At 60.2% G+C, this 15,500-nt stretch carries 18 protein-coding genes and 1 tRNA gene; 7 read left to right on the plus strand and 12 right to left on the minus strand.

Features of this window, described 5'->3' with window-relative positions:
• The first annotated feature begins 207 nt into the window (after positions 1–207).
• The gene (locus tag ACE4YL_RS14855; RefSeq protein ID WP_461359713.1) at positions 208–1,320 is read left to right on the plus strand and encodes a YibE/F family protein; all 1,113 of its coding nucleotides are present in this window, start codon (positions 208–210) and stop codon (positions 1,318–1,320) included.
• Here the strand turns inward: ACE4YL_RS14855 and ACE4YL_RS14860 are convergent.
• Genes ACE4YL_RS14860 through ACE4YL_RS14880 form a run of 5 tightly spaced genes read right to left on the minus strand, consistent with a single transcriptional unit; the run spans position 1,234 to position 5,133 of the window.
• Positions 1,234–1,521, minus strand: a complete 288-nt coding sequence (locus ACE4YL_RS14860; protein WP_461359714.1) for an EscU/YscU/HrcU family type III secretion system export apparatus switch protein — start codon at positions 1,519–1,521, stop codon at positions 1,234–1,236. The two genes, ACE4YL_RS14855 and ACE4YL_RS14860, sit on opposite strands and share 87 nt — an antisense overlap.
• Complete coding sequence (locus tag ACE4YL_RS14865) at positions 1,482–2,534, minus strand: hypothetical protein (protein ID WP_461359715.1); 1,053 nt, start codon at positions 2,532–2,534, stop codon at positions 1,482–1,484. Before ACE4YL_RS14865 ends, ACE4YL_RS14860 begins: the two co-directional genes overlap by 40 nt.
• Before the next feature lie 9 nt (positions 2,535–2,543).
• Positions 2,544–3,800 carry an ABC transporter permease gene (locus ACE4YL_RS14870; protein ID WP_461359716.1) on the minus strand — a complete coding sequence of 419 codons (1,257 nt, stop codon included), beginning with the start codon at positions 3,798–3,800 and terminating at the stop codon, positions 2,544–2,546.
• Positions 3,797–4,693 carry an ABC transporter ATP-binding protein gene (locus ACE4YL_RS14875; protein ID WP_461359717.1) on the minus strand — a complete coding sequence of 299 codons (897 nt, stop codon included), beginning with the start codon at positions 4,691–4,693 and terminating at the stop codon, positions 3,797–3,799. Before ACE4YL_RS14875 ends, ACE4YL_RS14870 begins: the two co-directional genes overlap by 4 nt.
• 17 nt (positions 4,694–4,710) lie before the next feature.
• On the minus strand, positions 4,711–5,133 hold the full coding sequence (locus ACE4YL_RS14880; RefSeq protein ID WP_461359718.1) for a SoxR reducing system RseC family protein: 423 nt from the start codon (positions 5,131–5,133) through the stop codon (positions 4,711–4,713).
• Between the two features lie 76 nt (positions 5,134–5,209).
• Here ACE4YL_RS14880 and ACE4YL_RS14885 point away from each other — a divergent pair.
• A tRNA-Asp gene (locus ACE4YL_RS14885) sits at positions 5,210–5,286 on the plus strand.
• 50 nt (positions 5,287–5,336) lie between these two features.
• Here ACE4YL_RS14885 and sdaAA read toward each other — a convergent pair.
• From sdaAA to ACE4YL_RS14915, 6 genes are all read right to left on the minus strand, one after another.
• Complete coding sequence (gene sdaAA, locus ACE4YL_RS14890) at positions 5,337–6,218, minus strand: L-serine ammonia-lyase, iron-sulfur-dependent, subunit alpha (protein WP_461359719.1); 882 nt, start codon at positions 6,216–6,218, stop codon at positions 5,337–5,339.
• A 10-nt stretch (positions 6,219–6,228) separates the two neighbouring features.
• Positions 6,229–6,894: an L-serine ammonia-lyase, iron-sulfur-dependent subunit beta gene (sdaAB, locus tag ACE4YL_RS14895; RefSeq protein WP_461359720.1), complete on the minus strand. Its 666-nt coding sequence runs from the start codon at positions 6,892–6,894 to the stop codon at positions 6,229–6,231.
• A 99-nt stretch (positions 6,895–6,993) separates the two neighbouring features.
• Positions 6,994–7,164: a hypothetical protein gene (locus tag ACE4YL_RS14900; RefSeq protein WP_461359721.1), complete on the minus strand. Its 171-nt coding sequence runs from the start codon at positions 7,162–7,164 to the stop codon at positions 6,994–6,996.
• A gap of 63 nt (positions 7,165–7,227) precedes the next feature.
• Positions 7,228–7,854 carry an FMN-binding protein gene (locus tag ACE4YL_RS14905; protein WP_461367222.1) on the minus strand — a complete coding sequence of 209 codons (627 nt, stop codon included), beginning with the start codon at positions 7,852–7,854 and terminating at the stop codon, positions 7,228–7,230.
• Positions 7,855–7,883: 29 nt separating this feature from the next.
• Complete coding sequence (locus ACE4YL_RS14910) at positions 7,884–9,014, minus strand: PfkB family carbohydrate kinase (protein ID WP_461359936.1); 1,131 nt, start codon at positions 9,012–9,014, stop codon at positions 7,884–7,886.
• 78 nt (positions 9,015–9,092) lie between these two features.
• Positions 9,093–9,905, minus strand: coding sequence for a hypothetical protein (locus tag ACE4YL_RS14915; RefSeq protein ID WP_461359111.1), 813 nt, complete (start codon positions 9,903–9,905; stop codon positions 9,093–9,095).
• A gap of 107 nt (positions 9,906–10,012) precedes the next feature.
• Between ACE4YL_RS14915 and ACE4YL_RS14920 the strand changes: the two genes are divergently transcribed.
• Together ACE4YL_RS14920 and murB are read left to right on the plus strand one after the other, a co-directional pair.
• Positions 10,013–10,639, plus strand: coding sequence for a M23 family metallopeptidase (locus ACE4YL_RS14920; protein WP_461359112.1), 627 nt, complete (start codon positions 10,013–10,015; stop codon positions 10,637–10,639).
• A 52-nt stretch (positions 10,640–10,691) separates the two neighbouring features.
• Positions 10,692–11,558, plus strand: coding sequence for a UDP-N-acetylmuramate dehydrogenase (gene murB / locus ACE4YL_RS14925; protein WP_461359113.1), 867 nt, complete (start codon positions 10,692–10,694; stop codon positions 11,556–11,558).
• Here murB and ACE4YL_RS14930 read toward each other — a convergent pair.
• Entirely contained in the window at positions 11,555–12,535 is a 981-nt protein-coding gene (locus tag ACE4YL_RS14930) for a TMEM165/GDT1 family protein (RefSeq protein WP_461359935.1), read from the minus strand. The genes murB and ACE4YL_RS14930 overlap by 4 nt on opposite strands.
• Before the next feature lie 146 nt (positions 12,536–12,681).
• On the opposite strand from ACE4YL_RS14930, the gene ACE4YL_RS14935 reads away from it, so the two are divergent.
• From ACE4YL_RS14935 to ACE4YL_RS14945, 3 genes are all read left to right on the plus strand, one after another.
• The gene (locus ACE4YL_RS14935; RefSeq protein ID WP_461359115.1) at positions 12,682–12,891 is read left to right on the plus strand and encodes a hypothetical protein; all 210 of its coding nucleotides are present in this window, start codon (positions 12,682–12,684) and stop codon (positions 12,889–12,891) included.
• A gap of 82 nt (positions 12,892–12,973) precedes the next feature.
• A complete protein-coding gene (locus ACE4YL_RS14940; RefSeq protein WP_461359116.1) occupies positions 12,974–13,711 on the plus strand; it encodes a copper homeostasis protein CutC in 738 nt (245 codons plus the stop codon).
• Positions 13,712–13,788: 77 nt separating this feature from the next.
• On the plus strand, positions 13,789–15,036 hold the full coding sequence (locus tag ACE4YL_RS14945; RefSeq protein WP_461359117.1) for a putative manganese transporter: 1,248 nt from the start codon (positions 13,789–13,791) through the stop codon (positions 15,034–15,036).
• Positions 15,037–15,500 lie beyond the last annotated feature (464 nt).

Below are 15,500 nucleotides of genomic sequence, written 5' to 3' on the forward strand. Positions count from 1 at the left end.
CTAAGGATGAGAGCGGTGTTGCTAACATCGCTTCTCATGAGACCTCGCCTCCTAACTGCTACTGATTTGTGTGCGAGGTCTCTTTTTTTATGTCTACACCAGGAACTCCTTCCAAACACCTACTAAAACCTTACACTAACAACAATGAACACCGGCCCTGCACCCCATGGTATAATATGACTTAACTTTGTGCTTGGAGGTTTTCCCATGAAGAGAACCCTTGCTCTATTGGCTGCCCTACTGCTCACCCTTGCCCTCGCGGCCGCGGCCCAAGCCCAGGCGGAACCGGAGTTCAGCACCTACGAAGGCCGCGTGCTGCGCGTTCAGGCCCTGGATCCCCAGCCCTACCACGAGGAAGGCTGGGAAGAACAGCTGGTCACCGTGGAGCTCCTCTCCGGACCCTACAAAGGCCAGACTGTGGAGATCCTGCATACCCTCACGGGCCACCCCTACTTCGACCTGCGGGTCCGGGAGGGCCAGCGGGTCATCCTGCAGGCCGATGAAACCGGCCCGCAGCCCCAGTTTTTTCTAGCGGATCTCTCCCGCACAAGGCCCCTGGCAGTGATCACCGCCCTGTTCATCCTTGCGGTAATCGCCGTTGGCGGCCGGCAGGGTGTGAAGGCCATCATCTCCCTTGTGGGCATGGGCCTGATCATCCTTACCATGATCCTGCCCCTCATCCTCAAGGGCTTCAACCCCATTGTAGTCACGGTGGGCCTCAGCTCTGTCTTGACTGGCCTTTTGATCCTCTTTATAACCGGGCCCACGAGAAAAACCGCGGCCGCCATCATGGGAACCGTTGGCGGGCTTCTGGCCGCGGGCCTCTTGGCCTACGCCGCGGGGAAAGCCAGCTCCCTCACTGGGCTTTCCTCGGGGGAAGCCCAGATCCTCCAGTTCATGTCTTCCTCCCTGGACTTCCAGGGGCTGCTCTTTTCCGGGATCATCATCGGCGCGCTGGGGGCCATTCTGGATGTGGGCATCAGCATCGCCTCCGCCATGGAGCAGATCAAAGCGGCGGATCCGGATACCGACTTTCTCACCCTCTTTACCCGGGGCATTCTCGTGGGGCGGGACATGATCGCCACCATGTCCAACACCCTGATCCTGGCCTATGTGGGCTCCGCCCTGCCCCTGCTGCTGCTCTTTCAGGCCAGCAGCACCAGCTGGCGGCAGGTCCTCAACCTGGATCTGGTAGCCTCCGAGGTGGTGCGGTCCATGGCGGGCAGCATCGGCCTAACCTTGGCCATTCCCCTTACCGCCTTGGCCGCGGCTTTCCTGTTCGTCCAGCCTGAGGACAAAGGCCAGAACCTGCGCGACTAACTGGTAGAGCTCCGGGGGAATCTCGGTGCCAACCGGCAGCTTGAGCAGGGCTTCCACCAGTTCCCGGTCCTCATGGCAGGGGACCCCATGGGCCCTGGCCAGTTCCAGAATGCGCTCGGCCAAAAGGCCCTGTCCGGAGGCTACCACCTCCGGCGCCCTGTTCACTTCCCGATCATAGCGTAAAGCAACGGCTTTGCGCACGGCTCCAGCTCACCCACCTTTACCTCCTGGAGCCGCCAGCCTGCGGCGCCCAGTTCAGCTTCTAGTTCACCCATCTGCGCGGCTAGACCGCGGCAGTTTCTTTCAGAAGCGAGGTTAAGGCGCACCTCTTTACCCCATACGGCCAGCTCTGCCCGGACCATTCCGAAGGCCTCCGTGGGCAGGAGCAGCTCCAGCCGGAAGATCCGGCTCTCCCCCGGGGCAGTTTTGCCCTCGTCAGTGATCTTCGCCCAAGCAGCAAAAAGATCCGCCCCCCGCAGAAAGGGGAGGAAAAAGACAAACGCAAAGTTCTCGCCGCCGGGGGCCGCGGCAAGGGCATGGAACAGCCGCTCCGCGCTCAACAGGCGGGCCAAGTCTTTGCCCAGCCTACCCTCCGCGAGCTCCAAACCTAGGGCCGTGCGGCCCTGCCTGCCGGGCAGCCGCAGGGCCTCCTGCAGCTTGGGAGGCAGTTTCTCCGCGGCCTGCTCCAAGATGGGCTGATCTGGGGGCTCCCTGCGCAGGTCGGCCACGAGCTCCACCAGGGCCGGCGTCAGGGGAAAGCCCGCTTCCCAGAGCCAGAGGGCTTCTTCCAGCTGGCCCCGTTCTGCCCAGGGCAAAAGGGCCAGCAGATACTCCCTGTGCAGGGGAAAGCCCCGCTCCAAAAGGCCCTTGGCCACCAGCTGCACTTCCTCCGTGGGGCGGAGGTCCAAGGCCACCAGGGCCTCTGCCAGCGTCTGCAGGGAGACCTCCTGGCCCCGCGGCGCCGGCAGGGGAGCGCCGGGCTTCACCCGCAGCGCCCATGCCCCCTGGCTCCGGTGCAGCTCCACGGCGACCCCCTCCCCGAGGGCAGCCTGGAGCTCCGGGCTCAGCTCCTCCAGGGCAAGTTCCACTTCCTCCTGCCCGAAGCGGAGCAGGACGGAGGCGGCAGTAAGCCGCTGCACCTGTCCTAGCAGCACCTGGCGGCCGCCCAGAAGTTCAGTTAGCAGCGGTCCCAAGCCCTCGAGCCTGATGCGCATAACCATCGCCTAACCTTTCAGGAGCTGGGCCACCTGGCGCAGACTGGGCCTTTTGCCGTAAAGCAGAATGCCGATCCGGTAGATCTTCGAGGAAAACCAGGTTCCCACCAGTATGGAAAGGAGCATGATCACCACCGAGGCGGCCACCTGAATCAAGGGAGGATCAGCCAGCACAATGCGGGCAAACATGACCATGGGTGCGGTAAAGGGGATCAGGGAAGCTGCCACCGCGAGATTACTGTTGGGGTTCAGGAAAGATATGTAAGCTGCGAAAAAGCCCACCATGATGAACATCATCAAGAGACTCACCACCTGGCTCACTTCCTCCACCCGGGCCACCAGCGCCCCCGCCGCGGCGAAAATTGAGGCGTAGAAGAAATAGCCTAAAAGGAAGTAAAGGCCGAACCAGAGGATGCTCGTGAGGGGAATGCTGCTCAGGGGCTCGGTTAGCCCAAACATCATCCCCAAAAACCCTGTTCTCCCCAGGAGAGCCATGATCAGTCCCGTGCTCACCCAGATCACAAACTGGAGCAGCCCCAAAGCCCCCACACCGATGATCTTCCCGAACATGAGCTCCAGGGGCTTGACAGTTGAGACCATCACTTCCATAATGCGGGAGCTCTTCTCCTCCGCGACCCCGGTGGCCACCATATTGCCGTACATGATCAGGGCCATGTAGATCATAAAGAGCAGAAAGTAAGCCAGAACCATGGCCTGGGCCTGGGCGGCGCCGTCCACTTCCCCACTGTCCCCCTGCTGCGGTGCCACTTCCCGGATGCGGAAATCCACGGCCTGGAACAAACTCTCCATCTCCGCTTGGGTCAGCCCCAGCTCCGCCGCGCGCCACCTGGTCGCGGCCTGGTTCACCACATTCTTGATTTCGTCATTGAGTACCACGTTTTTGCTGTCCGGTGTCACCAACGTGCAGAGGGGTCCGTCAACCAGGAGTAGGCCGGAGAGGTCTTCCTCCAGGACCAGGCGGTAAGCCTCCACCTCGTCCCAGCCGCTCACGTCCCGGACGCTTAAGCCTTCCCTTTCCCCGCTGAGCTCCAGCAAAAAGGGTACCAAACTGGGCTCGGCCCCGTGATCCAGCACCGCAAGTTCGATGGATTTCGGCGCGAATGAGCTGGAGATCCGCTGCATAATGGGGGGAAGGAAAGACAGGCCCACAAAGACCAGCACCCCAATGACGGTGGTTAAAATGTACGCGGTTCCCTTGACCCGGGAGGTGAACTCCCGTTTGACCAGGACTGGAATGACGCTCATGCCCCCGCACCCACTTTCTCCACGAAGATCTGATCCAGGGAGGGTTCCACCAGTTCGAAGTGGATTACCTGCCCCGCTTCCATGGCCTCCGCCAAAACCAGATTGGGATCCACAGAGCCGTCCAGCCTGAATTCCAGGTAATCGGCGCGCTCCTCCAGAAGCTGCAGGCCGGGGATCCTGGCCCAGAAATCCCGGTTACCTTCCAGGTTGAGCCGGAGGATCTGGCGGCCCATGGACCTTTTAATGTGCCTGAGGTTGCCGTGGAGAACCAGCCGCCCCAGGTTGATCAAAGCGATGTCCTGGCAGATCTCCTCCACCTGATCCATGCGGTGGCTGGAGAAGATGATGGTCTTGCCCTTCCCGTGGGCCTCCAGGAGCACCTCCTTCAACAGCCCGGCGTTGACCGGATCCAGCCCGGCAAAGGGTTCATCTAGAATCAAGAGTTCTGGGTCGTGGAGCATGGTCCCGATCACCTGGACCTTCTGCTGGTTGCCCTTGGAGAGCTCTTCAACTCTCTTTCTGCTCACCGACCCCAGTTCAAAGCGCTCCAGCCAGCGGGTGGTTTCCCGGCGGGCCCTCATCCTGTCCAGCCCGTGGATGCGGCCGAGGAATTCCAGATGCTCTACCACCCGCATCTTGGGATAGAGCCCCCGCTCCTCCGGGAGGTAGCCGTAAAAACCCCTGGGCAGGCGGTCAAAGGGGCGGCCCTGCCAGGTTACCTGGCCCTCATCGGGTTTGAGGATGCCCAGGATCACCCGCATGGTGGTGGTTTTACCCGCACCGTTGGGACCCAAAAAGCCGAACAGGGAGCCCTCCTTCACCGTGAACCTAAGCTGATCGACGGCGGTAACATCCCGAAACCGTTTGGTGATCTCCGCGACCACTAATGACATGCCCTACCCCCCCAAACTTAGGAACAAGCACGCGCCACGATGGTGAACTCCGGTTCTTTGGTCAAAATACGGCGGGTGATCATCCGGGCCGCCACGGCGCCCAGGAGCAGACCGATGATGGCCCCCACTCCGCCCAGGGAATCACTGCCCCAGGCCAACCGGGCGATCCCGTAGCCCGCGAACAGGGAGCCAAAGGGCAAGCCGTACAGCACCGCCAGCGCCCGCACATAGGGCCGCATCTCGCCATCTATGATGACCTCATCCCCCACCTGGTACCTGCCGCTGGTGTCCTTGATGCACAAAACATAGTCTTCCGGGGAAGTCTTGGGGGGAAACAGGCGCACGCAGCCTTTGCAGCTGCCGCAGGTTTTCGCCGGATCCTCCACCTGCACCAAAACTTCCTGGCCGTTCTTTTCTATGATCTTTCCTCGATGACGCATGAATCCTCTTCCTTCCTGCAGCTTGACATAAAAGGACTTGCCAAAGCACGAAACTCCATGTATAATACTCATGCGCGGAGCCGTGGTGTAGCTGGTTAACACGCCGGCCTGTCACGCCGGAGATCGCGAGTTCGAGTCTCGTCGGTTCCGCCATTCTTTTGTCTTAGGAGCGATTCAGCCCTGTTTGCTGAATCGCTTTTCTTTTACAGGCGGTGTTTTTCCTGCAACCGTTGGGCCAGCCTCTGGCCCGTGGGCGTTGCCGCCAGGCCCCCCAGGGAAGTTTCCCGCAGGCTTTCCGGCAGCGCTTTGCCCACCGCCTTCATGGCCCCCACCACTTCATCATAAGGAATCAGGGCCGGGATCCCGGCCAGGGCCATGTTGGCAGCGGCCAGGGCGGTCACAGCGGAAGTGGCGTTCCGGGTTACGCAGGGCACTTCCACCAAGGAAGCCACCGGATCGCACACCAGCCCCAAGTGGCTCTGGAGGGCTAAAGATGCGGCGCCGAAGACTGCCTCGCCGCTGCCGCCGGCGAGATACACCACGGCCCCGGCGGCCATGGCGGAAGCTACCCCGCACTCCGCCTGGCAGCCCCCCTCCGCTCCGCTGATGGGGCCCTGGGCCGCGGAGACAATGCCCACGCCGCCCATGACCAGCAGGGCATCGATCAGTTCCTCCTCGCCGCTTCCCAGCTCCTCGGCCGCGGCCAGGAGGGCGCCTGGCACCACACCGCAGCTCCCCGCGGTGGGGCAGGCCACAATCCGGCCTAAGCTGGCGTTGTACTGACCCACGGAAAGGGCGTAGAGGATGGCGTTTTTGAACAAAGACTGTCCCAAAAGGCAGCCCTTTTGGTCCGCTTCGGCAAACAGCCGCCCGTACCCTGTGATCAGGCGGCTGAGCTCGCCCTGATCTTCCCGGCCTTTTTCCACCGACGCCCGCATGACCTGGAGGGTCTCCCCCATGCGCTCCCGCACCGCCTGGACGGTGGTGCCGGCGCGGAAAGCCTCGTACTCCGCCACCACGTGGCTTAAGCTCTGATTGCGCTCCCCGCAGAGTTCCAACAACTGGCTAGCACTTGTGATCTGCACATCCATCCTCCTAAAAACACGGCAAAGTGCGCACCGTGAGCACCTGGGGAATGCGCCTCACATGCTCCACGGCCAGCTCCGGGATGGGATCATCCGTCTGGGCCAGGAGCAGGGCATCGGAGCCCCGGGCCTTGCGGCTCACATCCAAGAGAGCGATGTTGATGCCGTGCACGGCCAGGACCTTGGTCACCTCCGCGATCACCCCCGGCGTATCCCGGTGCCGGGTGAGCAGCACCCAGTAGCTTCCGTCCACAGACACCTCGAAACCGTTGAGTTCAAAGATGTTGATCCGCCCGCCGCCGATGGACGAACCGGCCACAGTGATGCTGTCGGCATCGCCTTCAGCATATATCCGGACGGAGTTGGGGTGCACATCGCCCAAATCCGCCTGGGCAAAGGTGTACTCCAAACCGGCGGCCCGGGCCAGATCCAAGGCTTCAGGGATGCGCTCATCGTCCATGGCCATGCCTAAAAGGCCGGCGATCAAAGCCACATCGGTGCGGTGCCCCCAATAGGTGGCGGCGAAGGAACCGTGGAGTTCCAAGCGGGCCCTTTTCACCTGGGAGCCCAAAATCTTCCGGGCCGCCAAGCCCAGGCGCACGGCACCGGCAGTATGTGAACTGGAGGGCCCCACCATAATGGGGCCGACGATATCAAAGAGACCTATCTGTGCCATACTAAGCTGATCACTCCCCAATTCATCATACACCTTTTGCGTTCCTTTTTCCATCAAAGAAAAAGCCCCGGTCAACCTCCGCTGACCAAGGGCCCTTCCTCAGGTTTGATCTAAATTGGTGAGCTGTTCCCAGAAGATATCTAGAATGCAGTCCCTCGCTTCGCCGCCCCAGTGCACGCAGGTCTCGCAGCTGCGCTCTACCCCTTCGGCTTCCGGCTCGTAGGCACTGCAGGTGCGCCCCACCATGCGCAGATCAGACAGACTAGGCATTGTATAACCAGCTCCTTCCGTTATACCCCTAGTATGCCCGGAGCGCAGCGAAGTATCAGGGGATCACTCTGTGAACAGCGCTGCCTCCACGGCGGCCATGATCGCTTTGCTGGTTACGGTGGCGCCGCTCACAGCCTCAACTTCCCAGCTCTGCTGGGCCACGATGGCCTCAGGTACCTCCTTCAGGGCCTGTTCGGCGATGAAGGGCGTCTCGCTGTTTTCCAGCACCGCCACTTTGGCTATGGCACCGCCCGCGACGGTCACTTCCACGGTGAGGGTGCCGCCGAAGCCTTGGGCACTGCCGGTGTAAACCCCGTCTTTGAACCCTTCCGCTTTGCGCAGGGCCTGCTGGACAGCGGCAATCAGCGCTTTACTGGTATAGGTCGCACCGGAAACCACATCCACGTTGGCATCCTGGGCAGATAGCATCTGCTCCACCAGGGTGGCAATGGCTGGATCCGCTATGCCCGGAGTCTCCAGGTGGGGTCGCACCTCAATTTTGGCCAGCTTGCCGCCGCTGATGGTGACATCCACCTCCACCTGGCCGCCAAAGCCCTGGGCGCTGCCGAAATAGACTCCGTCCTTGAGCCCTGCTTCGCTGCTGCCCATGGACCAGACCACGCCGGTGACCACAAGTAAGGCGATGAATAAGACCAAGCTGATGTTCCTTCTCATCTGCATACTGAGCATCAATTACCCCTCCATCTTGTAACCAATCTTTAGAAATCCTCTCCATGCTTGTGGGCCCACAGGTCTACAAAGTCCAGCAGCTCCTGCCAGCTGGGGCTGCGCATCTGGCGGACGTAGAAGCCAGAAACGGCCTTACCCAGGGCCAAGCAGTATTCCACCTCTAACTTTAACATCAATCCAAGGCAAAAGCCAGCGTTGAAGTTGTCCCCCGCGCCGGTAGTGAGGCGCGGCTTGGAGGTAAAGGGGCCCTCCACCTCGAAATACTGGCCCTCCAGATAGGCCCCGGCTGCCGATACGGGGTGAACCATCAGGCACCACAGGCCCAGATCCTCACCTAGAGCTGTGACAATCTCTTCCAGATCCGCCTCCTCCGCGGGTTTGCCCAGCTGGAGCCGGCGCACATTGGCCACCTCCGTGGCTTCCTTGCGGTTCAAACCGAGGATCACCCGGTAGAAGCGGGCAAACTCCCGCATGGTCTCCAAGGCCCTAAGGAGATCCTCGGGCTGGCGCTTACCCGGATCGCAAAGGTCAATGAACAGGAAAGGCTTAGTCCCGTCTTCCCTTGGCTCAAGCAGGCCTAACAGGCCGTCCCAGATGTCCTGCAGGAAGGGGGTCATGGTCCAGTTAATGGTGGCGGCCAAATCGCAGTCGGTGAAGGCCGCTTTCAGCCGCTCCACGCCCACAACTTCCTGCAGGGCCTCCCAGGTAACCGCATGGAGGCCTTCCATTTTACCCAGCATGATCTTGCCATCATCAAACTCCACGGCATCGGTGTGACCCGGTTCGGCGATGGCGTAAACCTGGCTGCATCCCTCCACCAGCTCGCCAAAGACAGGATGGATGTTGGGGGTACCTAAGGAACCCATATACGTTACACTTGTTCCGCACTTCACCAGGGCGTTGGCCATGATGGGTCCGTTGCCCCCGAGCTTAATGGCCTTGGGAACAAGCTCAATGTTGGTGCTCAAACCGGCGGCCTTTAGGATGCGCTGGCCAAACTGCTCCATTTTGGTCATCCGCGTGTAGGAAGCAAAAGAATGCCTGCGGTCCACCGCTTCCACGATTTCATCCACAAAGCCATCGAAGCCCACCACTACCCGCAGGCCCGCGGGGCTCAAGCCCTCCAGGCGTTTGTGGAGTGTTCTCAACAACTCTTGCATTATCGTCCTTCCTCCTGCGTCCTCTTCTTGAAAAATCTTCAGCTTATTTACTTTCTTCCTCTTTTCCGCCCGCGCCTGCTAGTTCACTAAAAAGATCACAGCATAGCGCGCGAAAAAGTCGTACTGGGCCATGGCCTGGAGAATCCTCTGCGTGTCCTCGGCTGTGATATACACGCTGGTCTTGGCCGGATCAGCCACGCCAACCGCCTTGATCACCAAGGGATTCACATAGGGATCATCGGGGCTGATCCTCAGCCGTTCCAGAAGTTCCGGTGTCAGCTCCGAACCGTAGGCCACCACACCCCGCTCCTGAACCAGGTCCTGGGGTGCCAGAACCCCGCCGTAGATGAGCTGGCCGGATTCGCTGTAGATGCGGGGGCTGATCCCCCGGCGCACATCCAGATGCCGGGCATCCACCACCAGTCCGGTATAAAACTCCCGCTCCGGGGCCGGCTCTTCTTCCCCGTAGGCTATAGCTTCCTGGGCCTCGCTGTACGAACGCAGAACCTTGAGGTTCCGCCAATAGTAGCGCCCGGGCTGATCGGCGGTGACCACCAGCTCCCAGCGCCCTGATTTCTGGGGAAGGGGCACGTGGGCAAACCCAAGCAGGGTCCACTCACCGCTGTTGGGCAGCGCGCTCTGGGCTTTGAGCGTCTCCACAACCCGGTCATCCTCCCCGATCAGCTCCAGGGTCATACTGGCCACCGCATCCTGCAGGTTGGTGCGCACTTCCATGCTGATTTCATAGCTTCTCCCCGCTTCCACAGGGAGCTCAATACGCAGGGCCCCTCCTTCCCCTAGATCGACAGGAGTTCCTTGGGCCCAGGCTGCGGCGGTCCAGAGCATGAGGATCAGCAAAGCTGGCAGAATTGTACGGATGCGTTTTTGCATGGCAAGCCCTCCCTCACGGCTGCGGCACGCCCTCCCAGTAAACACCATTCGTGCCGGTCTCCCCCTGGTTGTATACAATAATCTTACCACAAAAGGGGGGATCTTTCTTGACTAGAAAATGCTGGCTGCTGATGCTCTGCCTCTTCACAGCATTCGCCACAGGCTGCCTGTCCCCTGACCATCCCGGAGCAAATTCTCCGCCTCCCGGCGGTACATACTTCCTCACCGATGGCTTTGACTTCCCCGTGGGCGACCCAGATGGCCGGGGCTGGGCGGTGACCGGTTACGACTTTCTGGAGTGGAGCGGCTACAGCAACTCCTACCACCCCGGCGAAGACTGGAACATCCCCGGAGCCGGCAATGGCGATTGGGGGGAAACGGTGTACGCGGTGGCCAACGGAGAAGTGGTTTTTTCCGGCTGGAACACCGCTTTGGGCAATGTGGTCCTGATCAAGCATGCCCTCTCGCCCACCGATTTTGTCTGGTCCCAGTACGCCCACCTGGAGGAACGCTGGGTAGATAGGGGCGAGCGGGTGTACCGCCGCCAGCCCATCGGCACCGTGGGCAGGGGTCCCAATAACACCTTCGCCGCCCACCTCCATTTTGAGATCCGCAAGGCGGATCTGCCGGCCAATGCCTGGCCCAGGACGGGCGGGGTTGCCTGGAGCAGGTCTAAAGTCACGGACTTCTGGCTGCACCCCTCGGTATTCATAAAACACAACAGACCCCAATAGGGTTTTGTGGTAGAATAATAAGGTAATTAGCGCAACGACTGGAGGCAGCAGCATGTTTCTGCGCAACTACCCCCTGGCTAATCTCACTTCTCTAGGCGTGGGCGGCCCCGCCGATTTCTTTATCCAACCCTCCAGCCTGGAGGAAGTGGTGCGCGCCCAGCGCTTTGCTCTGGACCGCGGCCTGCCCCTTACGGTCATCGGCTACGGCACCAACCTCTTGATTCGAGACGGTGGAATCCGCGGGGTAGTGGTGCAGATCGCCGCTCCCTTTGCCCGGGCCACGGTGGAAGGATCGCTCTTGACCGCGACCACCGGCTGCCTTTTGAGCTCCTTAAGCAAACTGGCCCTCCGCCACGGACTGAGCGGGCTGGAGTTCGCGGTGGGCATCCCCGGCGGCCTGGGCGGCGCCGCATACATGAACGCCGGAGCGTACGGCGGCGAGATCGGTCCCCTGGTCAGATCGGCCCAGCTTGTCCAGGACGGGACGGTGAAGACCTGGCAGCGGGGGGAGCTCAGCTTCGCCTACCGCAGCAGCCGCTTCCAAACCGAACCCACCTTACCCATCGTGACGGAGATAGAACTGGAACTAGTACCCGGCGAGCGCCGGGAGATCCTGCAGAAGATGAACGACCTGCAGGCCCAGCGCCGCAGCAAACAGCCCCTGGAATACCCCAGCGCGGGCAGCACCTTTAAGCGCCCCCCTGGCCACTATGTGGGACCCCTCATCGAGCAGGCGGGGCTCAAGGGCCTGCGCATCGGCGGGGCGGAAGTGTCCACCAAACACGCGGGCTTCATTGTCAAACGGGGGGAAGCCACCGCCCGGGATTTCCTCGACCTTATCGCCACCATCCAGAAAGTCATCTGGGAGCAGTACGGAGTCAGGCTGGAACCAGAAATCCGCATCCTGGGTGAAGATTAGAGCGGGCGCAGGAGCTTTTCTAGATTGGTCTTCAACTCGGCATAAAGCTCCGGAGCAACCCCGCTTTTTTCCAAGAGAGCCAGGGCCTCCTCCAGCTTGCGCCGGTTGAAACTCTGCCCCCGCTGCACATAGGGCTGGACAACTGGCGGGCGGCGTTTCTGTCCGGCTCCGCTTAGTTCAGCTTTGATCAGCTTCTTGCAGTAACCCACCGGGCAGCGCTCCGCCCGGCAGTTTGCTTCTCCCAAACAGATCTCACCCAGCAGGCGATCCAAGGCCTGCAGCTGGCGGGCCATGCGCCGCAGCTCGCCCTGGCTGCCGGAAGTCCTTTGGCGCAGCAGGCCGGCTGTGCCCAAGAGAACCACCGCCCCCAGCGCGGCCAAAAAGAGCCCCGCGTTTACCGGGGTCAAAAACCTCTCGGGAACGGTCTGGCTCAGGTTGATTAAGCCGAAACCTATAAACACCAGGCTGGAGATGAGCTTAAGTGCCAGTTCAGGGATGCGCTCCCCCAGCTGCGTGCCTACGAAGATGCCGCCCAGGCTGATCAACACCATCCCCAGCACCGTCCCGGCTAGAACCGCGGCGGGGAAGGCGGCGCTGGACGCCAGGGCAATGGCCGTCAGCTGGGTCTTATCACCAAGCTCCCCCAGGAAAAAGGCCAGGGCAACCACTAAGACGGGATTTCCCAGTGCTTTTTGACCGCCGTTTAGGTGTTCCTCATCCGACCACAGATTCCACAGGCCGAAGGCCAGGAACATAACGGCGGAAGCCAACCGGATCGCCGAGAGGGGAATCAGGTTGGCCAGGTAAGAACCGATGATCACTGCTAAGCCGTGATTGAAAAAGGAGCCCAGGGCTACCCCTAAAAGCACTTGACCCACAGAGTACTGCAGGGCGAAAGCCATGGCCAAAATCTGTGTTTTGTCCCCCAATTCTGCCAGGAAGATGAGCAGCGAGGCCTTGGCTAGTTCATTGAACATCGCGGTCGTCCCTTTCCAACTTACTGTTCCTCAGTGTACCAGATTTACGCGCCTGGGACATGTCTAATCTGTTAAGAAAAGCTTCTGCACCGGCAGGAGTTTCCAAGGCAAAAAGGGTATTAAAACCACGAGGGGAGGTAATTGCATTGAGCACCATGTTTAAGGCTGGAGATTTCTTTGTCCGGCTCCGCGTTCAGGGCGACCGTCCCAAGCTGACGGTCTGGAACAACAGAGGGACGAAAATAGTCAGCGAGTTTATTAGTTCCACCACAGAGAGCTTCTGGACAAAAATCGCCGAGTTGACTTCGGAAGAAGTGGTGGATCGTGTCCAGGCGCTCCTGGCAGAGGGGCAATAAACAGCTGCTTCCATAGACAGCCTTAAACAGCCTTGCCATTCCCGGGTAAGGCTGCTTTTGCCTGGAAAGGAGTTTTCCCTGCATGAACGTCTTAGTGGAAGTTGTCTGCTACAACCTGGAAGACGTCTTTCGGGCGCGCCAAGGTGGCGCCCAGCGGGTGGAGATCTGCTCTGATCCCGGTGCCGGCGGCACCACGCCCAATTACGGCCTGATCAAAAAGAGTGCCGCCCTGGGCGATATCGGTGTCATGGTAATGATTCGCCCGCGCGGCGGCGATTTCCTCTATAACAGCGCCGAGATCGCGGAAATGGAAGAGGATATCCGCATCGCCGCTGAGCTGGGGGCCCAGGGCGTGGTCTTTGGAGTCTTGGACGCAGAAGGCTCCCTGGACTCCTTGGCCATGTCCCGCCTGGTGCAGCTGGCCAAAAACCTGGGGCTGGAGGTCACCTGCCACCGGGCCTTCGACAATGTGCCCAGCCCCCGGCAGGCCCTGCAAACCCTGATGGACTTGGGGGTAGATAGGGTGCTCACCTCAGGCCAGCGGCCCACCGCTGTGGAGGGCCTACCCCTGCTCAGGGAGCTGATCGAACTGGCCGACGGCCGCATCTCCATCATGCCAGGCGGCGGCGTGCGCCCCCACAACGTACACGAACTCCTCCAGCTCCCCATTGGGGAGATCCACACGGGCAGCAGAACTAAGGTGCCCTCGAAAATGAAATCCGCCGCTGCAGTGGCGGTGGGGGCCCAGGATGCCCAGGAGTTCCACCAGTTTGTGGACCCGGAGGCCATCAGGGCCATTGTCCGCGCCTGCCAGCGCTGACCTGAGTACGTTTGCCTAGTATCTAAGCATCTACTATACTGTAAGGAAGAGCTAAACTTAGGCCAGAGGTGACAGCGATGTTCGCAGAAGTGCTGGATTTGGTCGTGCAGAGCGCTGAGAGTTCTTTCGTGCAGGTTACCGCCTTTGTGGGCGCAGTCCTGCTCCTCTTTGGCTATGTGGATTACCTGCTTTCCGGGCGCCTGATCAAAATGATCGAGCGGTCCAAAAAGTTCCAGCCCATCATCGGGGCGCTTCTGGGGCTGACCCCGGGCTGCGGAGGAGCCATTTTCCTCATGCCCCTCTTTCCCAGAAGGATCGTGAGCTTCGGTACAGTAGTTGCCGCGCTGATTGCCACCATGGGCGATTCGGCCTTCGTCTTCCTAACGGTTATGCCCAAGCAGTTCGTGCAGGTTTCCGCCATCACCTTTGTTCTGGCGATCATCGTTGGGTATATCGTGGACCTCTTCCCCCTGGGCGAGCGCCTCGTGGCAAAATTCGAAGCAGACCAGGAGCGCCGGAGGCTGGAGCGGGAAGCCCATGCGGCCATGGACCATGTTTTCGAGACGGAAACGGGTATCGCTCCTGAAGAGTGGAAGCACATCGGCCACGCCGAGGGCGATGAGATTGACCTCATCCTCCACCATGGGGTGAAAGGTCACCAGCCCACGGATACGCTGGGCTACAAACTGACGCACAACGCCTATATCATCTACTGGATCGTGATCGCCGTCGGCTTGGTTTTGGGCGTTTTAGATATCCTGCAGATGGACATCAATGCCCTGTTTGTCCCCAACTTGGGGCTGGTGCTCGGCCTATTGGGAACCGTCTTTTCCGTGATCATGATGGTGTTCAGCAAGAAGTTCTTCGTTGCTGACACCCACGAAGAGTCGGAAATGAAGCTGGCCAGCCTCAAGGAAACCCTGATCCACAACGCTCAGGAGACGGCCTTTGTGGGCACCTGGGTGTTTGCGGCCTATCTAGCCTATGAACTGTTTGTCCTCTTCCTCGGTTCCGGCAGCCATGCCGCGGGTGAAAGCATTATCGCCGGGTTCCTGTCCCAGACTGGCCTTTTGGCGGTTCTGGTGGGAGTACTCATCGGGATTATCCCCGGCTGCGGCCCGCAGATCATCTTCGTCACCCTTTTTACCAAAGGCTTGGTGCCCTTTGCCGCCGTTTTGGCCAACGCCATTTCCCAAGATGGCGATGCCCTGTTCCCCCTGATTGCCATCGACAGGCGGTCAGCCTTCTGGGCAACATTGATCACCACTATTCCTGCTCTGGTGATAGGCCTTGTGGCCTACTGGATCGAGATCAGTTTTTTCTAATATGAAACGACCTCTCTAAACAAGGCAAGCGGGCGCCAGGCCCGCTTCAGTGTCTTTTCTCCGCATAGAGCACCGCCAACAGCAGCTCACCTGTCGCGGTAAAACAGGCTGCCGCACCGCGTACACTGCCAGATACGCATACCTGTGGCCGGGTCGTACTGCGGTGGTTCCACTGGAACGACGTCATGTTCCCTTTCGTCCGTACACAGCTCTCCATATTCATGTCCCTTGTCCGCCCCTGTAACCGCCTCCAGTTCACTCTCTGACAGCTCAGCCCCTGGAGAAGCCAGCAGAGTCAGCAGTCTTTCCGCCTGCTCTGCCGTCTTCTTCTACCGGAATATGATGGTTTAAAAGAACATCATGTTCGTACGTATCGTCAAAGCGAAAGACAAGAAGTATGCTCAAGTCGTAGAGTCTTTCCGAAATGGGAAGCAGGTCAGCCATAGAGTTCTTTGGTCGTTAGG

This window comes from Candidatus Darwinibacter acetoxidans, from assembly GCF_041936445.1.
GTDB lineage: Bacteria > Bacillota > Limnochordia > Darwinibacteriales > Darwinibacteriaceae > DTU010.

Coding starts and splice junctions, on each gene's coding strand:
- ACE4YL_RS14870 (WP_461359716.1), bottom strand. CDS start 3,800: ATGAGCGTCATTCCAGTCCTGGTCAAACGGGAGTTCACCTCCCGGGTC.
- ACE4YL_RS14865 (WP_461359715.1), bottom strand. CDS start 2,534: ATGCGCATCAGGCTCGAGGGCTTGGGACCGCTGCTAACTGAACTTCTG.
- ACE4YL_RS14905 (WP_461367222.1), bottom strand. CDS start 7,854: ATGCTCAGTATGCAGATGAGAAGGAACATCAGCTTGGTCTTATTCATC.
- ACE4YL_RS14875 (WP_461359717.1), bottom strand. CDS start 4,693: ATGTCATTAGTGGTCGCGGAGATCACCAAACGGTTTCGGGATGTTACC.
- ACE4YL_RS14900 (WP_461359721.1), bottom strand. CDS start 7,164: ATGCCTAGTCTGTCTGATCTGCGCATGGTGGGGCGCACCTGCAGTGCC.
- sdaAB (WP_461359720.1), bottom strand. CDS start 6,894: ATGGCACAGATAGGTCTCTTTGATATCGTCGGCCCCATTATGGTGGGG.
- murB (WP_461359113.1), top strand. CDS start 10,692: ATGTTTCTGCGCAACTACCCCCTGGCTAATCTCACTTCTCTAGGCGTG.
- ACE4YL_RS14910 (WP_461359936.1), bottom strand. CDS start 9,014: ATGCAAGAGTTGTTGAGAACACTCCACAAACGCCTGGAGGGCTTGAGC.
- ACE4YL_RS14930 (WP_461359935.1), bottom strand. CDS start 12,535: ATGTTCAATGAACTAGCCAAGGCCTCGCTGCTCATCTTCCTGGCAGAA.
- ACE4YL_RS14945 (WP_461359117.1), top strand. CDS start 13,789: ATGTTCGCAGAAGTGCTGGATTTGGTCGTGCAGAGCGCTGAGAGTTCT.
- ACE4YL_RS14915 (WP_461359111.1), bottom strand. CDS start 9,905: ATGCAAAAACGCATCCGTACAATTCTGCCAGCTTTGCTGATCCTCATG.
- ACE4YL_RS14855 (WP_461359713.1), top strand. CDS start 208: ATGAAGAGAACCCTTGCTCTATTGGCTGCCCTACTGCTCACCCTTGCC.
- ACE4YL_RS14940 (WP_461359116.1), top strand. CDS start 12,974: ATGAACGTCTTAGTGGAAGTTGTCTGCTACAACCTGGAAGACGTCTTT.
- ACE4YL_RS14880 (WP_461359718.1), bottom strand. CDS start 5,133: ATGCGTCATCGAGGAAAGATCATAGAAAAGAACGGCCAGGAAGTTTTG.